The organism is Leclercia sp. W6, from assembly GCF_003336345.1.
Taxonomy (GTDB): Bacteria; Pseudomonadota; Gammaproteobacteria; order Enterobacterales; family Enterobacteriaceae; genus Enterobacter.
In genome coordinates this window covers 159,824-185,382 of record NZ_CP031104.1, presented here as the reverse complement: position 1 = coordinate 185,382, position 25,559 = coordinate 159,824, and the positions used below count along the sequence as shown (strand labels likewise).

General features: G+C 55.4%; 22 protein-coding genes and 1 pseudogene. 10 read left to right on the top strand and 13 right to left on the bottom strand.

Annotation, left to right across the window (positions count from 1 at the left end; translation table 11 throughout):
- Positions 1-61 precede the first annotated feature (61 nt).
- Both ppk1 and ppx read left to right on the top strand, forming a co-directional pair.
- Positions 62-2,122: a polyphosphate kinase 1 gene (ppk1, locus tag DVA43_RS00960; protein WP_114314296.1), complete on the top strand. Its 2,061-nt coding sequence runs from the start codon at positions 62-64 to the stop codon at positions 2,120-2,122.
- A 3-nt stretch (positions 2,123-2,125) separates the two neighbouring features.
- Positions 2,126-3,667, top strand: coding sequence for an exopolyphosphatase (ppx, locus tag DVA43_RS00955; protein ID WP_114314295.1), 1,542 nt, complete (start codon positions 2,126-2,128; stop codon positions 3,665-3,667).
- 8 nt (positions 3,668-3,675) lie between these two features.
- Here ppx and DVA43_RS00950 read toward each other — a convergent pair whose 3' ends face one another.
- Positions 3,676-5,916, bottom strand: coding sequence for an EAL domain-containing protein (locus tag DVA43_RS00950; protein ID WP_114314294.1), 2,241 nt, complete (start codon positions 5,914-5,916; stop codon positions 3,676-3,678).
- A 347-nt stretch (positions 5,917-6,263) separates the two neighbouring features.
- Here DVA43_RS00950 and DVA43_RS00945 point away from each other — a divergent pair, with 347 nt between their 5' ends.
- Complete coding sequence (locus DVA43_RS00945) at positions 6,264-6,470, top strand: YfgG family protein (protein WP_103180692.1); 207 nt, start codon at positions 6,264-6,266, stop codon at positions 6,468-6,470.
- A gap of 27 nt (positions 6,471-6,497) precedes the next feature.
- Here DVA43_RS00945 and DVA43_RS00940 read toward each other — a convergent pair.
- Positions 6,498-7,382 (bottom strand): annotated as a pseudogene (locus DVA43_RS00940) (LysR family transcriptional regulator).
- A gap of 98 nt (positions 7,383-7,480) precedes the next feature.
- Here DVA43_RS00940 and DVA43_RS00935 point away from each other — a divergent pair.
- Entirely contained in the window at positions 7,481-8,662 is a 1,182-nt protein-coding gene (locus DVA43_RS00935; RefSeq protein WP_114314293.1) for an MFS transporter, read from the top strand.
- Here the strand turns inward: DVA43_RS00935 and DVA43_RS00930 are convergent.
- A complete protein-coding gene (locus DVA43_RS00930) occupies positions 8,659-9,384 on the bottom strand; it encodes an SDR family oxidoreductase (protein ID WP_114317049.1) in 726 nt (241 codons plus the stop codon). The two genes, DVA43_RS00935 and DVA43_RS00930, sit on opposite strands and share 4 nt — an antisense overlap.
- A gap of 220 nt (positions 9,385-9,604) precedes the next feature.
- Between DVA43_RS00930 and DVA43_RS00925 the strand changes: the two genes are divergently transcribed.
- From DVA43_RS00925 to DVA43_RS00915, 3 genes are read left to right on the top strand one after another with little or no spacing between them, the layout of a single operon-like run.
- Positions 9,605-10,066 (top strand): DUF6130 family protein, encoded by a 462-nt coding sequence (locus tag DVA43_RS00925; protein ID WP_114314292.1) that lies wholly within the window; start codon positions 9,605-9,607, stop codon positions 10,064-10,066.
- Positions 10,067-10,101: 35 nt separating this feature from the next.
- Positions 10,102-10,356, top strand: a complete 255-nt coding sequence (locus DVA43_RS00920; protein ID WP_114314291.1) for a YdgH/BhsA/McbA-like domain containing protein — start codon at positions 10,102-10,104, stop codon at positions 10,354-10,356.
- Between the two features lie 9 nt (positions 10,357-10,365).
- Positions 10,366-11,112, top strand: a complete 747-nt coding sequence (locus DVA43_RS00915) for an alpha/beta fold hydrolase (RefSeq protein WP_114314290.1) — start codon at positions 10,366-10,368, stop codon at positions 11,110-11,112.
- Positions 11,113-11,265: 153 nt separating this feature from the next.
- Here DVA43_RS00915 and DVA43_RS00910 read toward each other — a convergent pair whose 3' ends face one another.
- From DVA43_RS00910 to DVA43_RS25015, 6 genes are all read right to left on the bottom strand, one after another.
- A complete protein-coding gene (locus DVA43_RS00910; RefSeq protein ID WP_114314289.1) occupies positions 11,266-11,766 on the bottom strand; it encodes a DUF2514 domain-containing protein in 501 nt (166 codons plus the stop codon).
- A complete protein-coding gene (locus tag DVA43_RS00905; RefSeq protein WP_114314288.1) occupies positions 11,763-12,389 on the bottom strand; it encodes a glycoside hydrolase family 19 protein in 627 nt (208 codons plus the stop codon). The genes DVA43_RS00910 and DVA43_RS00905 overlap by 4 nt, the downstream gene beginning before the upstream one ends.
- On the bottom strand, positions 12,379-12,672 hold the full coding sequence (locus tag DVA43_RS00900) for a phage holin family protein (protein ID WP_114314287.1): 294 nt from the start codon (positions 12,670-12,672) through the stop codon (positions 12,379-12,381). Before DVA43_RS00900 ends, DVA43_RS00905 begins: the two co-directional genes overlap by 11 nt.
- Positions 12,659-13,063, bottom strand: a complete 405-nt coding sequence (locus tag DVA43_RS00895; protein WP_114314286.1) for a putative holin — start codon at positions 13,061-13,063, stop codon at positions 12,659-12,661. Before DVA43_RS00895 ends, DVA43_RS00900 begins: the two co-directional genes overlap by 14 nt.
- A 123-nt stretch (positions 13,064-13,186) precedes the next feature.
- On the bottom strand, positions 13,187-13,399 hold the full coding sequence (locus DVA43_RS24435; RefSeq protein ID WP_147271003.1) for a hypothetical protein: 213 nt from the start codon (positions 13,397-13,399) through the stop codon (positions 13,187-13,189).
- Between the two features lie 13 nt (positions 13,400-13,412).
- Complete coding sequence (locus DVA43_RS25015; protein WP_246842257.1) at positions 13,413-16,010, bottom strand: head-binding protein; 2,598 nt, start codon at positions 16,008-16,010, stop codon at positions 13,413-13,415.
- Positions 16,011-16,205: 195 nt separating this feature from the next.
- Here DVA43_RS25015 and DVA43_RS00885 point away from each other — a divergent pair, with 195 nt between their 5' ends.
- The 3 genes from DVA43_RS00885 to DVA43_RS00870 all read left to right on the top strand — a co-directional run bounded on the left by DVA43_RS00885 (position 16,206) and on the right by DVA43_RS00870 (position 18,267).
- A complete protein-coding gene (locus DVA43_RS00885; protein ID WP_114314285.1) occupies positions 16,206-16,466 on the top strand; it encodes a hypothetical protein in 261 nt (86 codons plus the stop codon).
- 316 nt (positions 16,467-16,782) lie between these two features.
- The gene (locus DVA43_RS00875) at positions 16,783-17,484 is read left to right on the top strand and encodes a BRO family protein (RefSeq protein ID WP_114314284.1); all 702 of its coding nucleotides are present in this window, start codon (positions 16,783-16,785) and stop codon (positions 17,482-17,484) included.
- Positions 17,485-17,631: 147 nt separating this feature from the next.
- Entirely contained in the window at positions 17,632-18,267 is a 636-nt protein-coding gene (locus DVA43_RS00870) for a hypothetical protein (RefSeq protein ID WP_114314283.1), read from the top strand.
- An 83-nt stretch (positions 18,268-18,350) separates the two neighbouring features.
- On the opposite strand, the gene DVA43_RS00865 is transcribed toward DVA43_RS00870, so the two are convergent.
- Genes DVA43_RS00865 through DVA43_RS00850 form a run of 4 tightly spaced genes read right to left on the bottom strand, consistent with a single transcriptional unit; the run spans position 18,351 to position 25,540 of the window.
- A complete protein-coding gene (locus tag DVA43_RS00865) occupies positions 18,351-18,707 on the bottom strand; it encodes a Rap1a/Tai family immunity protein (RefSeq protein WP_062677027.1) in 357 nt (118 codons plus the stop codon).
- A 2-nt stretch (positions 18,708-18,709) separates the two neighbouring features.
- Positions 18,710-21,259 (bottom strand): hypothetical protein, encoded by a 2,550-nt coding sequence (locus DVA43_RS00860; protein WP_063959389.1) that lies wholly within the window; start codon positions 21,257-21,259, stop codon positions 18,710-18,712.
- The gene (locus DVA43_RS00855) at positions 21,259-22,956 is read right to left on the bottom strand and encodes a hypothetical protein (protein WP_063959390.1); all 1,698 of its coding nucleotides are present in this window, start codon (positions 22,954-22,956) and stop codon (positions 21,259-21,261) included. The genes DVA43_RS00860 and DVA43_RS00855 overlap by 1 nt, the downstream gene beginning before the upstream one ends.
- Entirely contained in the window at positions 22,937-25,540 is a 2,604-nt protein-coding gene (locus tag DVA43_RS00850; RefSeq protein WP_246842256.1) for a transglycosylase SLT domain-containing protein, read from the bottom strand. The genes DVA43_RS00855 and DVA43_RS00850 overlap by 20 nt, the downstream gene beginning before the upstream one ends.
- Between the last annotated feature and the right edge of the window lie 19 nt (positions 25,541-25,559).

Here is a 25,559-nt window from a genome sequence, read left to right as displayed (position 1 = left end):
GCCATAATAAAGGCGAGACGGATTTACCACGTCCTGTGATTGAACTGGAGTGTGAGTAGTAATGGGTCAGGAAAAGTTATACATCGAGAAAGAGCTAAGCTGGTTAGCATTCAACGAGCGCGTGCTTCAGGAAGCGGCCGACAAAAGTAACCCGCTGATTGAGCGCATGCGTTTTCTGGGGATTTACTCCAATAACCTGGACGAGTTCTATAAAGTTCGCTTTGCTGAACTGAAGCGTCGAATCATCATTAGCGAAGAGCAGGGTTTAAACTCGAATTCGCGTCATCTGCTTGGCAAGATCCAGTCCCGGGTGCTGAAAGCCGACCAGGAATTTGACAGTCTGTATAACGAACTGCTGCTGGAGATGGCACGCAATCAAATCTTCCTGATTAACGAGCGACAACTCTCGGTTAACCAGCAGAGCTGGCTGCGTCACTATTTCAAACAGTATCTGCGCCAGCACATCACCCCGATTCTGATTAACCGCGAAACCGATCTGGTGCAGTTCCTGAAAGATGACTACACCTACCTGGCGGTAGAGATTATCCGCGGCGACAGCATCCGCTATGCGCTGCTGGAGATCCCGTCAGACAAAGTGCCGCGCTTCGTCAACCTGCCGCCGGAGACGCCGCGCCGCCGCAAGCCGATGATCCTGCTGGATAACATCCTGCGCTACTGCCTGGACGACATCTTCAAAGGCTTCTTCGATTACGACGCCCTGAACGCCTATTCCATGAAGATGACCCGCGATGCCGAGTACGACCTGGTGCACGAGATGGAGGCCAGCCTGATGGAGCTGATGTCCTCCAGCCTCAAGCAGCGTCTGACGGCGGAGCCGGTGCGCTTTGTGTATCAGCGCGATATGCCCGATGCCATGGTCGATATGCTGCGCGAAAAGCTGACCATCTCCCGCTACGACTCCATCGTGCCGGGCGGTCGCTATCACAACTTCAAAGACTTTATCGGCTTCCCGAACGTCGGCAAAGCCAACCTGGTGAACAAGCCGCTGCCGCGCCTGCGCCATATCTGGTTTGATAAGTTCCGCAACGGCTTCGACGCCATTCGCGAGCGCGATGTCCTGCTCTACTATCCGTACCATACCTTTGAGCACGTGCTGGAGCTGATGCGCCAGGCCTCGTTCGACCCCAACGTGCTGGCGATTAAAATCAACATCTACCGCGTGGCGAAAGATTCCCGCATCATCGATGCGATGATCCACGCTGCCCACAACGGCAAAAAAGTGACCGTGGTGGTGGAGTTGCAGGCGCGTTTCGATGAAGAGGCCAATATCCACTGGGCCCGTCGTCTGACCGAAGCGGGCGTGCACGTGATCTTCTCGGCCCCAGGGCTGAAGATCCACGCCAAGCTGTTCCTCATCTCCCGTAAAGAGGGCGATGACGTGGTACGTTATGCTCACATCGGCACCGGTAACTTCAACGAGAAAACTGCGCGCATCTATACCGACTACTCGCTGCTTACTGCCGATGCACGGATCACCAACGAGGTGCGTCGGGTATTTAACTTTATCGAAAACCCGTATCGCCCGGTCAGCTTCGACTATCTGCTGGTCTCCCCGCAGAACTCCCGTCGCCTGCTGTATGACATGATCGACCGCGAGATCGCCAACGCGCAAAACGGCCAGCCAGCCGGCATTACGCTGAAGCTCAACAACCTGGTCGATAAAGGGCTGGTGGATCGCCTGTATGCCGCCTCCAGTTCGGGAGTTCAGGTTAATCTGCTGATCCGCGGCATGTGCTCGCTGATCCCCGATCTTGAGGGCATCAGTGAAAATATTCGCGTCATCAGCATCGTCGATCGCTATCTTGAGCACGATCGGATCTATATTTTTGAGAACGGTGGCGATAAACGCGTCTACCTCTCTTCCGCCGACTGGATGACGCGAAACATCGATTACCGAATCGAAGTGGCGGCACCGCTGCTCGATCCGCGGCTGAAGCAACAAATTCTTGATATTATCGACCTGTTGTTAAGTGATACTGTAAAAGCACGTTATGTCGATAAAGAACTGAGTAACCGCTATGTGCCGCGCGGCAATCGCCGTAAAGTACGGGCACAGCTGGCGATTTACGACTATATCAAATCACTCGAGCAACCCGATTAACCTATGCCGATAAACGATAAGACCCCACGACCGCAGGAGTTTGCTGCGGTCGACCTTGGTTCTAACAGCTTCCACATGGTCATCGCCCGTGAGGTGGATGGCGCAATGCAGATCATCGGTCGTCTGAAGCAGCGCGTCCACCTGGCTGACGGCCTGGGTGCGGACAATATGCTCAGCGAAGAGGCGATGGAGCGCGGGCTGAACTGCCTGTCGCTGTTTGCCGAACGCCTGCAGGGCTTCACCCCGTCGAGCGTCTGCATTGTCGGAACGCATACCCTGCGCCAGGCCGCGAACGCGACGGAGTTTTTAAAGCGCGCGGAAAAGGTGATCCCCTACCCTATTGAAATCATTTCGGGTAACGAAGAAGCCCGTCTGATTTTTATGGGTGTGGAGCATACGCAACCCGAAAAAGGCCGCAAGCTGGTGATTGATATTGGCGGCGGCTCGACGGAGCTGGTGATCGGCGAAAACTTTGAACCGCACCTGGTTGAAAGCCGCCGGATGGGCTGTGTCAGCTTTGCCCAACTCTATTTCCCGGGCGGGACTATCAGCCGGGAGAACTTCCAGCGCGCACGCATGGCCGCAGTACAGAAGCTGGAGTCCCTCGCCTGGCAATACCGTCTGCAGGGCTGGAACGTGGCGCTTGGCGCCTCGGGTACGATCAAAGCGGCACACGAAGTACTGGTGGAGATGGGCGAAAAAGATGGCTTTATTACCCCTGAGCGTCTGACCAGGCTGATGGAAGAGGTGCTCAAGCATAAAAGCTTTACCGCCCTGAGCCTGCCGGGTCTCTCCGAAGAGCGAAAAGCGGTATTTGTGCCGGGTCTGGCGATCCTGTGCGGCGTGTTCGATGCGCTGGCCATTCGTGAGCTGCGTCTTTCCGACGGCGCGCTGCGCGAAGGCGTGCTGTATGAGATGGAAGGCCGTTTCCGTCATCAGGATATTCGCAGCCGCACCGCGCAAAGCCTGGCCAACCAGTACAATATTGACCGCGAACAGGCCAGACGCGTGCTGGAAACCACGACCCAAATGTATGATCAGTGGGAAGTCCAGAACCCGAAACTGGCGCATCCGCAGCTGGCGGCTCTGCTCAAATGGGCGGCGATGTTGCATGAAGTGGGGCTCAATATCAACCACAGCGGGATGCACCGTCATTCGGCCTACATTCTGCAACACAGCGACCTGCCTGGCTTCAACCAGGAGCAGCAGACCATGATGGCCTCGCTGGTGCGCTATCATCGTAAAGCCGTTAAGCTGGACGAATTGCCGCGCTTTACGCTGTTCAAGAAAAAACAATTCCTGCCGCTGATCCAGCTGTTACGTCTGGGCGTGTTGCTCAATAACCAGCGCCAGGCGACCACGACGCCACCAACGCTGACGCTCACCACGGACGATAACCACTGGACGCTAAGTTTCCCGCATGACTGGTTTAGCCAGAACGCGCTGGTCTTGCTGGATCTGGAAAAAGAGCAACAGTACTGGAGTGCCGTCACCGGTTGGTGCCTGAAAATTGAAGAAGAGCACTCCCCGCACGTCGCCGCGTAATCCTCCCGTCAGGCGCTCATACCGAGCGCCTCAACCCTAAGCAGACTCTCCAGCGGCACGGGTTTGCCAATCAAATAGCCCTGGAAATAGTCAATGCCCAGTTCTTCAGCGGCGTGGCGGATCTCTTCGCTTTCGACATACTCCGCCACCACCAGCATCTTTTTCATCCGCGCAAGATGACAAATTGAGGCGACAATCTGGTAGTCCAGGCTATTGCTGACGATGTTACGAATAAAGCTGCCGTCGATTTTCAGGATATCGGCATTCACATTTTTCAGCCGCGCATAGCTGGCGTAGCCGGTACCAAAATCATCAATGGCAATCCGGCACCCCATCTGCTGCAGATGATTCACGGTCTGCATTGCCAGCCCGGCGTTGCCAAAACTGCTGCTTTCGGTGATCTCGAAGATCAGTTGCCAGCTCTCAATGGCATATTTTTGCAACATCCGGCTGACCTCAAGCGGCAGCTGGGCCCGGCAGATAGAGGTTGGCGAAAGGTTGATGGCAAACCGCTGCCCCGGCAGCGCTTCGCGGTTCTCCGCCATAAATTTAAGCGTCTTCTCCAGCACCAGCAGATCAATTCGCGACGAAAGGCCAAACTCCTGGGCAACGGGCAGGAAAATATCGGGCGAGATCAGCCCGGCATCACCATTTTGCAGACGGAGCAGTATCTCGTGATAGCTATCGCCGCGTATGCCCTGTACGGGCTGCGCCAGAAGGGTAAACTCATCTTTTTCCAGCGCCCGCTGCACGCGATTCATCATCGCGACTTTGTCTTTCAAACCGCGTTGCAGATTGATTGCGCCCCGCTGCTGCAGGTTTTCCGGGTGGTTGGTCGCCAGAGAGAGATCGGCAATGGTACCCAGTTCACCCAACAGCAGATAGAGATGTACCACCGGGGAGCGCACATAGCAGTAGCTAACCCCTACCTGCGGCTGAAGCGGCATGCCGTCCCAGAGGAAGCGGAAACGTTTGATGTGCAGATCCAACTCTTCAATGCGGGACTGATGTGACTCGGTATCCAGCCGCAACACCAGATCGTGACCCGACATCTGATATACGCACTCGTCCGGCTGCAGAGAGTCGCTCAGCCAGGCGGCCAGCTTCTGTTTGTACTGAATACGCAGCAATACCCCATAGTTACGCCCCAGCACTTCCAGCTCAGGGATGCGCAAGAAACAGAGCACCGACCAGGGCTTTTTGCCCAGCGCGCGGTTAAGCGCCCGCAGGTTCGGCATATGCACCACCGGGTCGAGAAACGCCAGCCGTCTGGCGCGGATATTGATGGCCCGCTGTCGGGTCGCCAGCACCGCCATATAGACCACCACGAAGGTAAAGACCAGATAACTGGAGGAGGTAATGGTGAGCTGGATATCGTATCCCTGTGACCAGGGGATGTAGCGGTAAAAATAGTGAATAGAGACGATCAGCACTGGCGTCCAGATCAGGGACATCAGCTTATAACCGAAACGCATCGAACCCCACAGCATAACCGGCATCAGCAGCGACAGCGTGTAGTTGGTACTGAAGATGCTGCTGTTTTCGTTGATCGGCCATAACAGCAAGGCCAGTAATGCGCTGTTGATCAGCACCCAGATGACGACTTCTGTCAGCGACACTTTACGGTCTATCTGGCCCCTCATCTGCGATATCAGGCTGCGCAGATAGCGGGGATGACGGAGGATACGGATGATCACATAGCAGAACGGCACCCCCGTCAGGCAGCCAACCATTAACCCCTGATAGTTAATCAGCGAGCGGATCCCGGGGGTACTGATACCGGCCAGGTCAAACCGCGTCTGGTAAACGCCGAGGTAAACCGCGAACTGAAACAGCAGCAGGAAAAGCGTGGCCGGGCAGAACATCTGCCAGAACATCCGCTGCGCGATAAGCCGTGGGTCGCCATAGGCGGTCATATTACGTCGGGGTGTAAAGACCCGATATCCCCCCCAACTGAGGGAGATAGGGATCAGGAAATGCGCAATGGCAATGGCCGTTTCGTAGCCGCCAATCGAGGGATAATAGTGCAGGAAGAGCGCAACCATAATGCCAGGCACTGCCGCCATCCCATAAAACAGCATAAAGGCAAGTAACAACGCCAGCGGCATATAATAGAGCACCACCAGACTCCCCTGAACCTGGGTGTAGGTAGTGGCTAAGCGCGCAATGGGCAGCAGCACGATCGGCAGAAGCAACGGCAGCGCCCACCAGTGATCTTTGTATTTTTTGTATAAAGAGAAAATAGTCATAGATGCCATAGTAAACCCGCTCGTCCAGGGGTAGTTCAGACAGGCATCCAACCTGACGCTGTTGCCGTGCAGACGAAATAACGATTACACGAAAAGGAATAAAGATTTTAGTTACCAACGGCGAGTGACATTTGACTTAAATCAAAAATAGTAATTTCGATAAATAAGATTCACATTTTTTAACCCTACTTTTGTGCTAATTATCAATGGCGTAAATAAACTAATTATTATACATAACATTAAGTAAGTGAGTTGTTGACGGAATTTTACATTACAATTAATTGACCCCTGCCCCCCCGTATGCCTTAATGGCGTACCGCCCGCAGGGTATTATCAGGAAAACAACAGTGAGTCAGGCCACACGTATGCGAAGACGACATCGGTTTAACACTCGGATGACGCGTATCATACTGCTAATCAGCTTCTTCTTTTTTCTTGGCCGTTTCGTCTATTCCTCTATAGGTGCCTGGTATCACCATCAGGAGAAAAAACAGGCCCAGCAATCCAGCCTCTCTGTCGATTACGCCGGGCGTTCCACATCGACAATTAATTAATCGTTTGGTTTTTATTGGTTAATTTAATTATTCTGCGGTTTGTAATAAACGAATAATTTCGCTCATTCCTCTGCTCAGTATTTTGTCCTGACGCATAACGATAGCCAGCTGGCGCTGTAATACCGGCGTAAGCGACTGTACGCATAATCCCTGCCTGTCCTGCGCGCAGGCGACCGCCATTCGGGGAATAATGCTGTACCCCAGCCCGACACGAACCATACGCTTGATCGCTTCGATGCTGCCGGACTGCATCACCGGCTGCACCTCCACGCCGCTTGCCTGGAACCAGGCGTCGATAACCGTACGCGTGCTGCTTCCCGCACTAAACGCGATAAAGGGCTGATCCTGCAGATGCTCTGCGGTCAGCATGCCGAACTCTTCCTGCTCTTCCCCGGCGGCGATAAAGACAAATTACTCATCCATTACCGGCGCGATCGCCAGCGCAGAACCGGCAGCCGGGAGTGTCACCAGCCCCAGATCGAGACGGTTCTCCTCGATAGCGCGAACAATCTCCAGGGTATTGCCGGTGGTGACGCCAACCCGCAGCAGCGGATGCTCCTGTCGCAGCTGCTGCAACAGAGGCGGCAGCAGGTGGATGCAGGCTGTCGCCCCCATTCCGAGAGTTATGGTTCCGCTCACGTCATGGCTGAAGGCCGCTACCGCTCGTATCGCCTCATCCACCGCCTGCTCGATGCGCTCGCCGTGCGTGAGTAACGCCAGCCCGGCCGCCGTGGCTTTGACACCCCGCCCGGTTCGCTCGATTAATCGCGCCTGCAGAAACTGCTCCAGCTGGCGGATCTGCAAACTGACGGCCGGTTGTGAAAGTCCCAGCAGATCCGCCGCGGCAGAAAAACTGCCCCGCTGCACCACCAGGCGAAAGGTCGCCAGCTGTCCCAGATTCAGCGTCGTCATCACAAAGTTTCTCTTATAGGAGCCATAAACGCACCGGCCTGCCAGGGTCCTGATGCAACCGATATGCTCAGCATAACGCCCTGATGGAATGAAAGATAATGAAAAACCCTGCCCTGCCCCGCGCCCTCTCCCTCACTACCGGCTGTAACCAGCTTATCAACTGGGGGATCTCTTTTTATATGCCGGGCACCTTTGCCCGGGCGATATCAGCGGATACCGGCTGGTCATCAGCGCAAATCTACTCGGGCCTGACGCTCGCCATGCTGGTGATGGCTGCCCTCTCGCCGTTTGTCGCCCGCTTACTGGCGCGGATCGGCGGCCAGCGCGTGGTGATGACCGGCTCCCTGCTGATTGCCTTGAGTTGTCTGCTCATGGCTTACACGCACTCGCTTATTACCTGGTACAGCGCCTGGGTGTTAACTGGCATTGGTATGCGCCTGTCGCTGTACGACGCGCTGTTTGCGGCGCTAGTTAATCTTTACGGTCAGCAGGCGCGGCGAACGATCTCCCGCGTGACGCTGGCGGGCGGGCTGGCCTCGGTGGTGTTCTGGCCGCTGGGAGAGGCACTGCTCATGATCATGAACTGGCGTGAAGCGCTGCTGATCTACGCCCTGTTTGGCCTGCTGAGCGCCGCGTTAACCCTGTCGCTACCCAATCATACTCACCCTCTGGCCAACAAACCCGCCACCCGTGCCGTGGGAGAGGATCGGCGCAACAGCTGGCTGTACGCCGCGTTTATCGCGCTCATCACCTTTGTATCTAACGGCACCTCGACCCATCTGCCGGAATTTATCGCCAGCGTCGGCCTGCCGGTGACCATCGGCATGTTATGGGGAATTGGGCAGACCGGGGCGCGGTTCCTGGAGGTGGTGACCGGAGCGGGACTGACTCCGCTGCGCCTGACGCTACTCACCGCGCTTGCCATGCCGGTCTGCTTTATGCTCGGCCTGAGCAGTACGCTTTTCCTCTGGTCAGCCGCCGGTTTTGTGCTGGGTTACGGCGCGATTAACGGGCTGGTGACCATAGTCAAAGCCACGCTGCCGTTGCAGTTGTTTGCCCCTGAAGAGTACGCCAGACGCACCGGCGTGCTGCTGATCCCGGCCCAGCTGATGGCGGCGGCTTCCCCGCTGGCCTATGCGTGGCTGAATCGCGCTTTAGGGACGATTGGGGCGATGTGGCTGTCGTGGGGGCTGACGCTGGTGATTGCCGGGCTGGCGGTGGCTATCGTTAAGGGTCAGGCATCGCGCCATGCTGAGGGCATCCCTGCCCTTAGCGACTAGAGCACAAAGCCACCGTCGATGGTCAGGCTTGCCCCGGTCATGTAGCCGGATGACGTCCCGGCAAGCCAGGCCGCCAGCGAGGCGATTTCGTCCGGCTCGCCCATTCTTTGCAACGGAATGCTACCGACGATCTGCTCCGCCATCCCGGCGGTCATATCAGTGGCGATGGGACCTGGCTGGATGTTGTTAATGGTGATACGCCGTGGCGCCAGATCCAGCGCGAGGTTCTGCACCATCGAGGCGACTGCCGCTTTACTCATGGCATACACGCTGCTGCCCGCATGGCCGGTACGCACCGCCGTATTACTGCCGATGGTGATAATCCTCCCCCCTTCTGCCATCGGCTTCACCGCGGCCTGAATGGCAAGAAAGACACCGCGTACGTTGACCGCCAGGGTGGTATCCAGATCAGCAATGGCATACTCCTCAATCGTACCGAGGCGAAGCACACCCGCGTTCACCACCGCGACATCCAGCCTGCCGTACTGTCGTAATGTCTTATCCACCGCGGCCTGGATAGCCTTCGCGTCTGCGCTGTCGGCTTCAATGGCTATCGCCTGACCGCCCTGTTGCTCAATCGTTGAGACCAGCGCCTGCGCCCGGTCCGGGCGTGATACCCAGGTAATGGCAACCCGATAACCCTCGTGCGCCAGTCGCGCCGCAATGGCCGCTCCGATCCCGCGCGCCCCGCCGAAAATCAACGCTACTTTTTCGTGATTCATGATGGTCATTCTCCTGTTTGCTTTAGCACCCACCCGGGTGCCTCTGCAGACACCATGCCAGCAGAAACAGCCCTGCGCATGCGCGGAATGTATCGCACTGTATCCACGCCGCCCTGCTTACGCAGCCATACAAAAAAGCCGCCCACAGCAAACAGACCCGATACATAAAAATGGTTTTCTGTACCTGTCGTCACTGATTACCTGAAGAGGAGATACCCGGATGATGCATCGAAATATCCTGCTCACGCTGTTCGCCTTGTCATCAGGCTGTACCTGGGCCGCGCCGTTAAGCGGGCTCAGTGCGGCGGATGTGAATGGCCCCGCCGCCGTCGCACCGCTCGAACAGCCCCAGCCTCCGGCGAAGCTGATTGTGGATCCGCCGCTGGCGGGTCCGCTGAGTAAAGGCGCGGTCTTTATTCAATACCGCGCAGAGAACATGCGCATTGAACCGGTGTTCGGACCCGAGGCGTTGAAAGTGACGCCGCGCATCGGCCATATCCACGTCATCGTGTATGACAACCCCTGGCACTGGGCCGACGCCAGCGGCGAGCCGGTCATTCTGGTGGGTCTGCCCGCAGGTCATCACAAGGTGACCCTTATTCTCGCCGACCCAACCCATAAACCTGTTGATCGCAAGACCGTCGAATTCACCGTGCCGCCGCATGCCGCGGTTATGCACTGAACGCAACCCCTGACTTATTTTTGAGGATTTAAACCATGAAAACATTACTGATTGCTGTTCTGACCTTCACCGCCGCAATGGCCTCTTCCGCTTTCGCTGCCCAGGAAATTAACCAGCCTCAGGGGCTGCAAAAAATTGGCACCGTTTCCGACAGCAGCGGCGCATCGTCGCTCGCGGATCTGGAGGCGAAACTGCAGGCCAAAGCCGCTAAAGCGGGCGCCAGCGCATTTCATATTACCTCCGCCGGGGGGAACAACACCCTGTCCGGCACCGCCGATATTTATCGTTGAGGCGTAACCATGAAAAGACTGTTTATCCATACCGTTGCGGTGGGCCTGCTGCTGGCCGCCGCCAGTGGCTCCGCACTGGCGAATAATAAAACCGTGGTGCTGGTGCACGGCGCTTTTGCCGACGGCAGCAGCTGGAACCCCGTGATCGACAGGCTGCAACGCCAACATACCGAGGTCATCGCCGTTCAGTTGCCCCTCACCTCGCTGAAAGAGGATGTCGCCGCAACCCAGCGCGCCATCGCCCGGGCCCACGGAGATGTGGTGCTGGTAGGCCACTCCTGGGGCGGGACGGTGATTAGCGAGGCGGGTAACGATGCGCGGGTCAAAGCGCTGGTTTACGTGGCGGCGTTTGCCCCGGACTCGGGCAAGTCGACGGCGGATCTGGTGGGGAGCTACCCCGCCCCGCCGGGCAGCGCAGGCATCGTCAAAACCGCGGACGGTTTTCTCTATTTGCCTGAAAAATCGGTACGCCAGGACTTTGCGCCGGACATTAAGGCTGCTGAGCAAAACAGGCTGACCGCTACTCAGGGTCCGATCCGTGCGGATGCCTTTGCAGAAAAGGTCACGCATGCGGCCTGGCACGATAAACCGAGCTGGTATGTGGTCAGCAAGAGTGACCGGATGATCAACCCGGATCTGGAGCGTTCAATGGCGAAGGCGATTGATGCGAAAACCAGCGAGGTGGCGGCAAGCCATGTGTCGATGGTGAGTCATCCCGAGGAAGTTGCCCGGGTGATTGAGCAAGCGGAGAAATGAGACAGGCAATAAAAAGCCCGCGCGATGCGGGCTTGATTTATCAGCGCTTAACAGGCGGGAATTATTCCCACTCAATTATTTACGGAAAACATAACCAATTGAGTGATAACAACTTTTTGTTTTCTTTAATCTGCCGTACCGTTTTATATACCGTCACCGGGAATTTGTGCCCCGTTTCGTCAGGGTGTCGTACTGCTGTTCACAGACCCTTCCGGCTTCGGCTGCCCTGTCAGCGTATTCTGCCAGTTGTCGGTTGCGCTCGAGAGATTGGCCGAGCACGTTGGCAAGCAGAACTCCGGTGTCTGCGGCTGACGCCCCAGCGCCGACAGTGGCGTTATATTGCATGAGCTGATCCCGGATGGCAACGAGTTGCTGCTGCAACCTGCCAGCGCGAGCGGCAGCATCAAGAGCATCATTGCGCGCCCGGTCGATCCGCTGCTGGGCTTCACGTTCATTGGTGGCCTTCTCCTTTTCACTCTGCTGGCGCGCCAGTTCATCAGCGGCCTGCTGGTCTTTCTTCGCCTGCCCATATCCGGCTGCGTACTGCTTTTCACCATGGTTAACCCAGGCTATGCGCCCGCCAGCGGCCAGAGCAGCAAGCATCACTACGATAAGCAACTGTTTCCAGTATGCTTTAACCACTGCCATGTTCATAACAGCGCCTTACGGGCAGCAGCATAACGCGCTCGCCGGTCTTCGATACCGTTCTGACCGCCATTGATGATCTGCGTGACGCGCACCAGGTCGCCGGTGTGCTTCATGCAGCCTTTGCTGGCGAAGAACCACGCCGCGCTGCGAGCTGCATACACATCCTGCGCCAGCAGTTCGGGCTGACTAACCAGCTCAACTTTGAGCCCGTTACCACAGTCGCGGTAGTTGGTCATGCCGGTGATCTGGATCAGGCCGCGCCCGCGGTAGAACCATCCGTCGCCGGGCCCGTTGTTTCCCATGCGCTTGCTGTACACCAGATTGGCAATAGCTCGCTGGCGTTCTATTGGCAGCACTTTTTCATAGGATCGGCGGCCCAATGCGTTTGCCTGGCTCTGAGTGAGTCGCCCGTATCGAACGAAATCCGCCAGGCCTGCAATGCTGTAATCCATACTCTCCACCAATCGCTTGAAGCCGACGGATTCATGGCCGACCTGAGCGATGAACATCGCCTGGTGCTCGGGATCAATGATGCCAAACTCATTCATGGCGGCAGTAATGTGCGGATGCCAGCGCGCGGCCAGCTGCTCAGTAATACCTGCGGCTCGGCGGAACAGGTTAATGTCCATGTTGAGACCTCGTTATTTTGAAAATCTGCACCACGTTCCCTTTTGTCTTGATGAGCGCAGCCAGGAACACGGCCTTGATGATTACCTCTGACCAGTCGGCAGAGACGTAGTACCCGTAAAAGGTTCGGATCGGCACACTGGCAGCCACGACTATCAGCAGGTAAGCCAGCCAGCCTCCCCACCACCGGTGGCGGGCACCGTCACGTCGGAACAGCAAAACGCGGATAGCAATGCCGCCGCAGACCACGGCGTTAAGGATGAGAAGCAGTTCAGGACTGGTCATCGTCTTTTCTCCCCGGGATCAGGTCGCGTGGATTTTCAGAACGGTGATACAGCCAGATGCCAATGCGGACAGCGACGATTGCCGACACGAAAGCCCCGGCAGAGAACACAATCCCCTTTTCAAAAGAGTCCTGTGTAATCGTGGGGATCATGCTGGCAACGCCTATCAGAATGGATGCTGTCGCTTTGTAGAAGAGAAGGCCGCAGAAGAAGCTGAGGAACGCCAGAAGTAATCGCCGCTTTATGGGGTACTCAACCGCAGAGGTAACAAAAATTACCGCTCCGGCAAGTGCCCCTAAAGCCACCTCTGGCGGCACACCCGCCAACACCGAAACCAGCGCGCTCAGGCTAAGTCCCTGATTTAGCGATTCCGTAGTTAACGAGTGCGACATAATGACCACCGTTTATTGTGCATGAAGAACCCCCTTAGTTGGAAAGTTCATCATACACAATAAACCATTTATGGATAAATGTTACCGCCTGGCTTTTATTGCCGGGCAGTCACGAATTGCCAATTATTCAGGCCCGGTATAGGGTCTGACTGCTCGAGGGTCTCCAGCGAGAACGAGCATATTATTTGCAGTCCATGCTATTTTCCTTTCCTCTTCAATAGCCCCTTCTGGTAGAGGATTCGATGGCAAACCAGGAGGGTTACTATCCGGATCCGGATTATAGTCCCATGGCCCAACATTAATTAACTCGCCATTCAACGTAAAAACCTTTGCCATATCATTTCCTCAATTAAACCAGCGCCACCTGTCGCCAGCCTGATGTGCCTGTGCCTGTAGTTTTCAGGTAAAGAGTGCCTGCAACACGATTAGAGTAGAGACTGCCAGGCGGAGCTGAGACAGCACCTTCCGGCGCAACGGAACCAATCAAATAGTGAGTTTCAGCGCCAGACACGCCAAGACGAATTCTTGTGGCAAAAAAATCATTCCATGGCGTCGAACCGGTGCCTAGATTTCGCCCAACCGCTCCGGCCCGAACGGTAAAGCTTGTCGGGTTGACTGTAATGGAGCCTGCCAAATCGCCAGCCGCACCGATAGTTAGACCTCCAGCATTGGCCGGGTCGCTGAGGCCATAGAAGTTAAACCATGCTCCGTCAGCCTGGCCAGTGACGGCGCGAAATTCCGTGCGCGAATTTCCTGGCGTGCGATCAACTCTCCATGTAGACGGCGCTGCGTTATCTGCCCCCGGACGGCTGTCGAAAATCTGGAGACCCTGCCCGGTGAAATTAAAGCCGTTGTAGTAAATTTGCAGCTGCTCAGAGAAATATCTCATCTGCCACGCAGTGCCAGCCCGACAGACAAAATCCGTTGCGTTACCGGCAGAGTTGAACTGCGCGCCCGGCGGCTGCATGGCGTTACCGGTTTGCAGTGAAACAAGATCAGCAGCACCAATATCACGGGTGATTGTCATCAGCACTTTTGCACGGCGGTTGTAATTGCCGGGCCCGCTGTACGCTGTCGTCGCGTTCCATGCCCCTATGGTGGCTGCTTTCGTTGTTTCAACCCATGCGGTGGAGCTGTCCGGTGAAACACCCGTGCTGTCAACCAGTGCTGCCCAGTTACGACCTGAATAACTGACGATGTCGCCGGGGACGCGCCAGGAATCAGCAAAAATCACATGAAGGTCGTCACCGTCAATGGCGATACCCTCTGGCTCCAGTTGTACCGGGATCCCGAGCGTGGCGTTATTTAGCATCTGCCCCAGGGTGTAGGTAGCCAGCACCCCGTCAAAGCGGTAGCGGTTCACTTCCTCGCCATCGAGCGTATAGGTCTGGATGGACTTCGCGCCGAATGGCTGTATATTCCCGCGGACAATGTGAATGAGCGTGCCATCACAGGCCGGGCCCTGGTTGGAGTTCAGCCCTTCTTCTGGCGGGTAAATGTGCGGGAACTGATACAGTGGTGAAACCTGTAATGGATCTGCAGCCGCCTCCACCTCCAGCCGGTCATAGACAAATACCGTCTGTCCAGAGTCATTGATTGCACCTCTCTTAGAATCATTGGCAGTGAGAACTAAAAGCCTGCCATCAATAGACACGCATGGAGTAGCAGTAAAGAAAGATTCAAAGCGATGACCGGAGCCAGCATATCCCCACAGCCGGACGGATTGCACATCTGCATCTGAAGTCGCTGCGCCGCGCCAGTGGATCTTTGTGAACCCCTTCCCGGCATCATTTCCCTCATGACCGGCCTCAGTGCGCATTGCGCTGTAGAAATACACCTCGCCATTCTCAACGATGCCACTGAACCCCTGGTGTCCAAGATGAAGCTCTTGGCTGAAAGCAACAGCGTTACCGATCGTACCGTCATCCTTAAAATTAAACTCAACGATGCGCATCACTTCCGCCGTCGTCCAGCTTGCGCCGCCTGGTCTCTGCAACACAAAGAGCTTTTTAACCCCACCTAAAGTCAGGACGGCCAGACCCTGTGGCGTAGCTCCTGCACCAGGATAGATCTCCGTATTGGTTGTTCCGTTATCAAAACCAAAAAACATCTCCATCGACTTACGCTGGGCTTTGCGATGTGCACCAGTCACTGGCAGTTTCGGCATCGTGTGACCGGTTCTGGTGTGCAGCCGACCGGGGCCAACAAAGTCGTTCGAATCGATCTGCGTCGAGTCGACAAGGTAATCACCCGCCGGGATGTATGGATGAGGTGAGACACCTCGCGCAGCTGTAAATGATGGGGTGCTGTCAGAGTCACCTGTCGGGTCTGAATTCACAAAATCGAGAACACTGACAGTATCGCGCATTTTTGACTGGAATGTACGCTGAATTGCGCCCGCCCCGGACTGGATAAACCAACCAAAACCACCGACCACACCAGCAATAGCCGCATCAACATAATTGCGCATTGTACGGTTGTTAACAGCGTCTTGATCAGCAGCAGCGTCGGCGAGATTAGATATTTTGTTCTGCTTTGCGTCGTAGTATTTAGCCAGAAAATTCGGCTTGAGCAACGCCAGACGCGCCCACCCAAAGCACTGCTGGATCAGCATCGTCAGGTAGTCAAACGCTCCTTCATGCGTTTCAGCAAAGAACTTACCCTGGTTGCGTAGGTCTGTTTCCTGAACGACAGGCAGCGAACGCTCAATGGAAATTGACCATGCGTTGGCCAGCGGCAGCGGCAGAACAACAGCCCCGCCTGAGTACGAACCCACGCCTGTAACCGTGTAATCGGTGTTCAGCATAAGGGTGCGTAGCGTGCCATTCGTATCGCTGGTCACCACCACCAAATCACTGGCTTTGAAAACCCTGAACGTATAGGGGAAGGATGTGGTAACACCGTTGCCTGTGTACTCATTATGGTTAACTTCGGTCGAGACCGTCATCGTCAATTCTCCAGATAAGCACCGCCCGGCGCGCTGCATCATCTGGTCATTTTATTACCCATTAATCCTTATATGAATTGAATGAATAACAAACTGGAAAGTTATTACCTTTTAGGTAATAACCAATGTGTGCTGGATAAGATGCCTCGCATCTGATACTGTTTATATATACAGTGATTGCATGGAGAAGAAGAGATGCAACGTCAGTATCATCACCCGCTGGAAAAAGGATTTGCAGAACGAATACACACGCCGGGAGGCGTCAGATCCCTGGTTGAAGACTCACACCTGATGACGCTGCTGCGCCAGTTGAATGAAGATGGCTTTAACGTTGATGGGCCGATGGCAGAGTTGTCAGCTCTGGTGAACTATGTCACCAGCTCGCAGATGTCGATGCGAGATCTGCAGTCGCATCTCGATTACTGTGCGGAGATTCTGAGGAAAGAAACCAGATAGGGTTTGTAATTACCTAAATTCCGTGCAATTATTACCTGATAGGTAAATTTACATCGCATAAAACTTGTGCCATAGTGATCAGGCACTGGCAAAATCCAGTGCCGGGATTGGTCTCCCGGATTACTAAGTGGCGCATACCACGCCAGACGTGGTTTTTTTATGCGCGTTGCACAGCCATATCCGAATTATGGTGGGCTGGGCGGGGGTCCGAAAGGACGCCGGTACCACTTAGGCCGGTAGACCAACTCTGTTCAGCTCACCACCACTGATTGGTCTCAGTGATGGTGATTAAAATCACTAAGTGGAGATCACCGCCATGGCTAATTCTCAAACAGCTGTATTCAAGTTCGAATCTGATAACCCTATCCGCTCCGTCATCATCGCTGGCGAACCTTGGTTTGTAGCCCAGGACGTTTGCACTGCTCTTCGCATCCAGAACGTCACCCAAGCACTCGAAAAACTTGATGATGATGAAAGGTCTATGTTCAACATAGGGCATGAGCATCGAGCAATTTTCGATAGCCGCGTGAAGGAAATCAATATCATTTCCGAGTCAGGACTCTACACTCTGATCCTGCGCTGCCGCGACGCGGTTACGCCGGGGACTATCCCCTACCGTTTCCGTAAATGGGTAACTTCTGAGGTGCTGCCGCAGATCCGCCGCACCGGGCGCTACGTTCGTGATGAGTTATCCCCAGCAGATAAAGCGCAGAAGGTCGTCGCCAGCTTCATGCCGGCGATACTCGAAGCGATGAAGTCGGAAGAGAAGCAGGAATACAGCTACCCGCTTAAACCAGGGTACCGCGAGCACATCCATTCACCGGAAGGCGTGGCTGGGCTAACGGAGCATTCTCTGCTGATGAACCTGCTGAACAAGATGCATGATGACGGGCATGATGTCTCTGGTGCCGCCGCCGAGTTCACCACCATGGTGAGTTACATCGTCGGTGTCACACAGTGTCTGAGCGAAATCCGTAGCCACGCGCAGTACATCAGCACGAACGCGGCCAAATTTTGAGGCGGCTGGCGCAGGGATGCGCCTTTGTTTAAAGGGGAATGCGTGTCTCAAATAATTCTGTACAGATTGCAGGCAGGCCAGCAATAGCGTAATATTACCTTACGGGTAAATCTCGTTTGATGAAGTTTCTATATTATGAGGTGATGTATGCCACAACAACTGCTGAATCCGGCAAAGGTAACTGAGGTTTTCGCTCATCTGAACGAAACTCCAGACAACCGTGCTCTGTATTCAGAGTTAGTGAACGGCAATGACGTCACATCTGATGTCAAAGGCGTTTCTCTGGCTCCTGGATACCGCGTTGTCCGTGTGGACGATCGCAAGAAAGGTGAGATACCACAGGCGCACTTTGAACTGGCATTGATAAACGACCTCACTGAAGAAGTAGTGTATTACAACCGTGTCATTATCCAGCCTGACAGCTATCTGAACTGCCGACCTGTCACGCAGATTCTGGTATGGAGAACACAGAAGCCTAAGCACCGTGCGGTGCTTCATGACTTCGCCGGCATCATTTTCATGAACTACCTTCTGGAGCGATACGATATCATCGTATCTGATCGTAACCAGACTCATGAAGGTATGTCATTCTGGCAGGCGCGTATGTATGACGCTCTGGAGCTTGGACTGCACCTTTATGGTTACGACATGATGACATGCGAACTGATAGAGATGCACAACGAAGCAGAACTTGAGAAGGGTGAAACTTGGTTGTGGGGCGACGCTGAGCATTACCAAGACAGATTAGCTATCATATCCAAGAACAAATTGCCGTTAGAATAACTAAGAAGCCCGCATAGCGGGCTTTTTTGTGGGCGTTAGTCGGGCTTTGTGACAGGTCACGCTAATTGTTGCGCATCTGATGGCTACTTGCACCGAAACGAATCCTGCATGGCGGCAATCACCAAACTTTCAGCTGAGTTAACTCTTTTATCAGGATTAGCATTTAGGTATTTATAAATTACATCGGCATAAGTTTGAATTTTCCCGTTTGGCTGGCAAAAGACCCGGGCCCCCTCAGTACCATAAGCATCGATCATTGATGCCGCATACCCTATGAAAACACCAGCCTGAAGTTGATTGTCTGGCGTTCTGCTGGAGGTCTGTTCGGCTTTTTTATATTCCTGGGCATATTGATATAACTGCTGGCCATCGTAGAATTTCGCTTCTGCTGGAACCAAAAACGAGCCGAAAAGAAAACAAGCAATATATTTAACATTCACTATTATTTCCCTAACATAAACTGTGACGGTGGGATCAGGAAGTCGTTACCCTGCTCACGCTCAACCCGGCGCTGATATCGCTCCAAAGAGCCAGGGTCAAGCGCATCCTGTATGCGGTTCAATATGAGACCGTTCATTGCTGTGCGCAGCCAGAATACGTTCAGGAACGGCGTATTGTCCAGAGAGGTACGATACCAGTCGCCCAAGTCTGCATCACCACGTGTTGTGCTCTGCAGTAGTGTGATTATGCTGTCGGCATTAGATGCCGCCGGGCCCATCAGGGAGGTAACCGGCCCTGCCCCCATACGGTTTACTTCGCCAAACATGAAATCACCCAGGATACCCAGACCACCTCCCTGAGCCGCAGCAGCGAGGAAAGTTTTGGCATCAGCCGGGCGCGGTGTCTGCCCCTTAAGCAGAAGCTTTGCCTGCATTGACGTATAACCAAACAGCGTCGCCCACACAAACAGGTTAGCAGCGCCAATGAATGCGCCACTGCCGTTCCGCATGAGCGCATTGGTCATCGATGTAGTTTTCGATTCGCCCAGCCCGGCGGGGGTATAGCCGCGGCCAAACACCTCACGGCCCAGCACGTTCTGCATGAAGCTGGCGGTAAAGGATTTGTACTGGCCGGCGAAACGGATCGCCTCCCCTGCTACTGTTCCCGGCACGGTGCCCATCTTCATAAATGCCTGCGTACGATCGCCAGGCTCTGACATGGCGATGTTCAGGCGATCGAGGATGTAGCCTCGCAGCTGCCCCTCCAACTGGTCACGGGCATCTGAGATGGCGCGCTCGGTTGGCTTCATCCCTTTGCTCTGCACATACCCGGAGATCACATCGTCCGGCACGCCACGGATACCGCTGGTCGTCATGAACTTCCGGCCCTCGCTGTCGGCCATATCCATATGACGGAATATCTCCCATTCACTATCTCTAATACCATGCAGGTCCAGCACCCGGCGCAAGTCCTCCGGTAGTCGAGCGTGCGCCTGGTCGGCGTTCTGCGCCAGCCAGTTGGTGATCATCATGGCGTTGCTGTTGCGCCCGCTCTCCGTCCAGAAGTTCATCAGGTTGTACTTGAAGAACAGCTGCTGGGCGCGGCCCATTTTCCCGGTCATGCTGTCATCGCCTGAGATACGACGGATGATCTCCTGCGTCATCGCATCGGAATAAACGCCGATCGATGAAAGAATTTCCTTTTGCTCAGCACTGGTATAGCGGGTAAAACGCCCTTTCATCGCGCCCAGCACTGCCTGCATGAAGTTCTGGCCCTGGTAACGCATCTCGGTAGCGGAGATAGGCACGTCGTTGAATGAGGAAATCACCGCGCCGCCGAGTTGACTCATACGCAGCCAGCCGCGCACGTTAGCTGAAGCATTGGCCCAGCCAACACTACCTGGTATGTTTAGAGAACCATCAACCTGTGGCATTACAGTACGGTTAATACGTTTTACTTTGGTATTAAAGTCAGCCAATGCAGCAGGATTTCCTGACTTTTTGATATCTTTTTCAATGGTGCTAGCCAGATAATTGAACATATTTTGCGGGTTAGTGCCCAGCACCCTCATCATACCCGTCGTGCGCGCCGCGCTGTTCAGGCCTCCGAATACTGCCTCGCGCAGGCTGCCAGTACCGAATTGCTCATTGTATTCGTGCCATGTCACGCCGTCTTTAAAGTGCAGCACGCGCTCCTGGCTGGCTCGTTTCGCCGCGTTCGCCGATCCCTTGAAGCCATTCATCCAGTCAGGCTTTTCAGAGGTCAGGTGCACACCAGATGCCAGTCCATCATAAACGTCACTCAAAAAACTTTCGCGGTCGGTGATCCCGTCAAAGGTGACATCATCCAGACGAGGGAGAATAGCATTGCGCCAGGACTCATACCCGGCGGCTCGGATTTTCAGGATGTCATGCGACTGCCGGACGATGTAGCCAGGCATCTTGCCGATCCAGGCGCCAGCGCGGTTTTCATCTACGCGAGCAGTTTCCTGCCACTTCATGATGATCTTCGCAGCGCTGACTGATTGCTGTGTCATACCGTCTGTTTTCTCCCCGCGCCCGATGCGCCACATAGCGTCGGCGATCTCGCGGTCGTTGCTGCCGCTGGCGATAAACTTCACCAGGTCAGCTCGGTCGAAATCGTAGTTGATCCCGGCATGGTACTTGCCGCGCAACTGGGCCACCTCGGAAGATACAGAGCGGCGGGAGCCGGTGCGGGCATCGTTACGCCCCACCAGCAGCGCTTCCAGACCGATATCAGGGCGGTCTTTCCATGTGGTTCGCAGTTCTCCCAAGCGCTGGGCAGCGATGCGGGTGTTGATAGCCTTGTTGCGGGCCTCTATCTGCTTCGCCAGCACGTCGGCGTTACTCAGCTCCTCTGCGGCCCGCAGCGCAGCCTCTTCAAGAGACAGCGCCTCGTTACCCGCCATAATCCGCTCAGTGGTATTGCGCATGTCGCGCACCAGCGTCTCCATTTCATCAGGTGACAGGTCACGCCCGGCGGCGGCGTTAACTGTGCGCTCACACTGCGTTAAAAAGTCATTGGCTGCCATCAGATCCCCCGGTTAATCATACAGGCGGCAAAGGCCCGGAAAGCGTTGCTCATGCTATTGTCGCTGGCCTCGGCCCGAATAGCGTTGAGGTTTTCGCGCATCGTGGCCGCAAGCTCCGGGTTGTCGACGGCGATATCGTCCAACAGCGCGTTGCTCAGGTTAAACTCGTTTTCGAGATCGGCAGCGGCGGCGGTGACCTCGTGGTCTGCCTGTTGGGTTTCGCGGTAAACACGATCAGCGGTTTCGCTGACCGGGCGCGCGGCTTCATCCATCTGGCGCACCGGGTTCTGTATGCGCTGAATGGCGCGCTCACGCAGCGCCGGAGTATGCAACTCATAGAACGGCTCAACGTCCGGGCTGCGACCTTCCATCATGTGCGCCAGCGCGGCGCGGTACGCCTGCTGGTTAACCGCCCAGTCAGCCTCGCGTATAGCTCCGGCTGCTGTACGTACAGCACCTGCCACGGGCGACATCTGCATGCCATCCCGGATCTGCTGCGCACGCTCAGCAATACGCACCTTCAGGTCGTCGGGGATCTCGCCCTTATTAACCTGAGACTGGCGGCCACGCGCCTGCTCGGCGGCGGCATTCTGCTCCAGCGTGCGGTTGATTTCATCGTTGCGCGAGGTGAATTTATCTTTTTCGGCCTGGACATCTTTCAGTGCCCGCGCCCGCGCATTCTTGAATTTCATCCGTTGAGACTGGTAGTCGATAGTGCGCTGCTGCACGGTAGCGTCCAGCTCGTCCGCCTGGCGCTGGTTGGCAGTAAGCTCGGTGCGCAGATCAGCCACGTTATTGATCTGCCCTGTCTGTAGCTCCCGCTGCTGCGCCATATACTCCGGCACAACATCATCATAGGCCCGGCTGTATGCGTAGTTCTCCGCGTCGCTGGAGATGGCAGCAGACAGATCTGAATTGGTACCGCGCTCCGGGATATTGACGCCTGCAGGGATGTTATCGGGGGTCAACACTGGTGTAGGCTGCGCGTCTGTGGCAGGCATCGCTGTTTCAGCTGCGGCAGGTTCAACTGCGCGCCGGGGGCGTACTACGTCGGCAATAAGCCCGCCGCCTGCGTGCATCAGGCCACCCGCCAGCGTGTTAAAAAACGTGCTCTCCAGTGCGTTGCCGTATGTGAAGTCATCGCCGTCAGCAGCGGCAGCCATTGCGGTAAACGGTACGGTAGCTACTGCCTGCGCAGCACCCAGGCGGGATCCGACAACAAAGCGTTCGCCAAGTCGCCCCAGCATGGAGGCCGCCCGCGCTTCACCAGCAAAAGGCACAAACGCCAGCGCCACGTTGCCGGGATCGGCCATTGACCCGGCTAGGCTGGCAGCGAAGTTAAGCGGGGTCGCTACCCAGCCAGAAGGTGCAGACGCGGCGATCTGCTGGCGCGCTAACGAGTCTTTGCGCTCAGCAACAACGTGGTCAAGAAATGCCTGGGTAACGCCTTTCTCCGGCACATTGATGCTCTTCACGCCGTATTGTTTCAAACGCTCGTCGGCATCAGCTTTGCTGACAACTGCAGAGTTTGGATCGTTCGCCAGCGCGTCGGCCTGCGCAAAGCGGTAGCCTGATATGACGGGTCCCTCCTCGAAACCTTGCTTAAGGGAAGACAGCAGCGATTCACCCATACCGGATGGAGCATTGCCGATTGGCTGGTTAATCCCCAGCCCAGGATCATCGGTATAAATTGGCATTTGCGTCCCTCATACCTTCGGCCATATTTGTCTGAGACGAAGAAGGCTGACGGCCCAACTCTTCAACAAATTGCCTGTTTCTTTCTTCTGATCGCTGCATTGATTCGCCAGGTGTATAGGTGTTAACTCTCGATAGGTCTTTGCTCAGATTATTGAAGTAGGAGCGATTAACCGCACCCAGCTTAGACAGGTCCTGGAACGAGACAGAAACAGGTCGACCATCTGAACCGTTAACGATCATACCGTTGAGCATCAGCGTCAGACCCGTCTCGTTGCTGTTCGTGACCCACTGGGCGCTTTCTTTGATGCGTGACAGGCTCTGATGGCGGTTCACGTCCTCGGGCAGTCTGGGATCGCCTATTAACGGCATGATCTGCTCAGCTGTCAGCGACTCAAGGTATTTGTCCGCCCCGTCGTTGACGTCGCGCAAATCCACCCCAGCCCGGTTAGGCAGCCGCCACGTGCCGCTGGTCTGGTACTGTTCGCCGAGAATGTCTTGGTATGCCTGTGTCGCCGCGACAGAGGCTGACATGCCGCGCTGCATGTTGATGTAGGTCAGGCGCTTGCCCTGCTCGTTGAAGTTATTCCAGACGGCAGTGCCGCCGGGCTGTACGACCATCGTGCTGGCAAAGCCTTTCGCCTTATCATTCCAGGATGAATCGGCACTATCGGCGTCGGTTTTTTCAAAGCTGCCTCGTAGGTCTGAGGTTTTAACACTTCGGCTCTGCCAGAGCGCATTGGCGGCGCGAGGATTCTCTGTGGCCATGATCACCTGCAGCGCCGGGTACGCATTTTTCTGGACCTGCTGCATGACCTGATCGGAGTATTTCCCAAACGACTGCGCCACCGCCTGAATAGCCGTAACGCTGGATTCTTGCGTGTTGTCGATGCGCTGCAACAGGCTGTCGATCATGGTATCTGGAAGCACTTTTTTGCTGTTAATGCCCAAACGGTCTTTCTCCGCCTGGATGCGCGATACCAGGTATTCCCCTGACTGCTGATTATTCTGGTACTCAGCAAACGCTGATTTAACCACTGGGGAGTTCAGCTGCAGCCAGTTGCCGGGATCGGCTTCGCGGGCTTTCTGCACCTGGTTTAATTTCGCTTGGGCAGATGAATAAAGTTCGGCTTTGTATTTGAAGTCAGGATCCGCCTCTTTCGGCATCATGGCCTGTACGGCTGCTATGCCCTGCTGGGCGCTGCCCTGCACAATGGTCTGGTAAACGGGTTGCAACGTCATCGCCTGCTGATACTGCTGGTAGGTTTTCTCCATCTGAAGACGTTCGGCGGGGGCAGCCTGCAGCGGCATCACCGCCGCCCACTCGCGGGCAGAGATCGGGTTCACCGGCTGGCCAGCTTCGAGCTTCGCGAGATCGTCCTGCATGCGGCCCTGAATTGCCACGCGACCGGCAGCGGCCTGCATGTCGTACAGACCGGCAACCTTACTCATCATCTGCGATTTTTTATCAGGACTCATGGCGTTCCAGAATGGCTGAGCGATGAGGTTTTCCATCGTCGCGGAACCAGGGATTGCTCCCGCGCTGCCAGTGATTTTTGCAACGTAGTTACGCGTCTCTTCGTAGGGGATAGCAGCGGCAAACTGGGCATTAGTGATTTCGCCGCTGCGCGGGTCGCCTATCTGTTTTATCCATCCATCAACCGCGCCAGGACCAGCGTTATACGCGGCCACCGCCAACACGGGATTATTGTCATATTTCTGCATCTGTGCGCCGAAATATGCCTGGCCCAGCTTCGCGTTGTAGCGAGGGTCGTTCAACCACTGATCCCGATCCCATGGTAGGCCAGCCAGTCGGGCAGCTTCAGGGCCGGTATCTTCCATCACCTGGGCAACGCCTACAGCACCTTTTGGTGACACAAGCGGGGTTCCATCTTTTCCGAACTGGTTCCCACCGCTTTCCTGCCAAATCATCGCGGAGAATAGTTGAGAAGCCGAAGGGGTATCGGTAACTTCAATCTTACCGTTTGGACCCATCATCTGCTGATAAGTAGGCGTGTACCAGGATTCACTTGCCCTGTTAGCAGCTTGTTCACGCCACTGCCCCCAGTTAGCCTCGATCTCTTCAGGGCTTTGTCCATGAGCCTGTCCAAACGCCATAATTGAGGCTCTGGCATTTAAAGAAGCTTGGTTGAATAGGGCTGGATTGGATATGGCTTGCTGGGCCTGTAATGACAGGTATCCTTTTTGCTGCCCAGTTTCATATTGCCTACGCTGACCTAACTCGTACCGTTCGGCCTGGGTAGCAAATTGCATTCGCTGCTGTTGGGCCTGCTTTAAAAATACGTTTCTTGCGGATTCAGGTAACGAGCCGGCAATACTTTGCACCTCGTTATCAAATTTCTGGATATATCCAGGAGCTTGGCCAATGGCATTTTTACCTTGGCGGGACAGCAGCCCTTCATTAGGATCATCCATCAATCCGCTTCCGACTGCATAAAGCTTTTGGGTTGCGTCTTGAGTTAATGCGAGATCGGCTTGTTGCTTGGCCTGACCGAAAACATCAATCGCTTTTGGCGCCACCTCCGAAATAGCATCGCCGATGTTTGGCTGATCAAAAGCCTGCATGCCCGGGGCCTGAACCCCA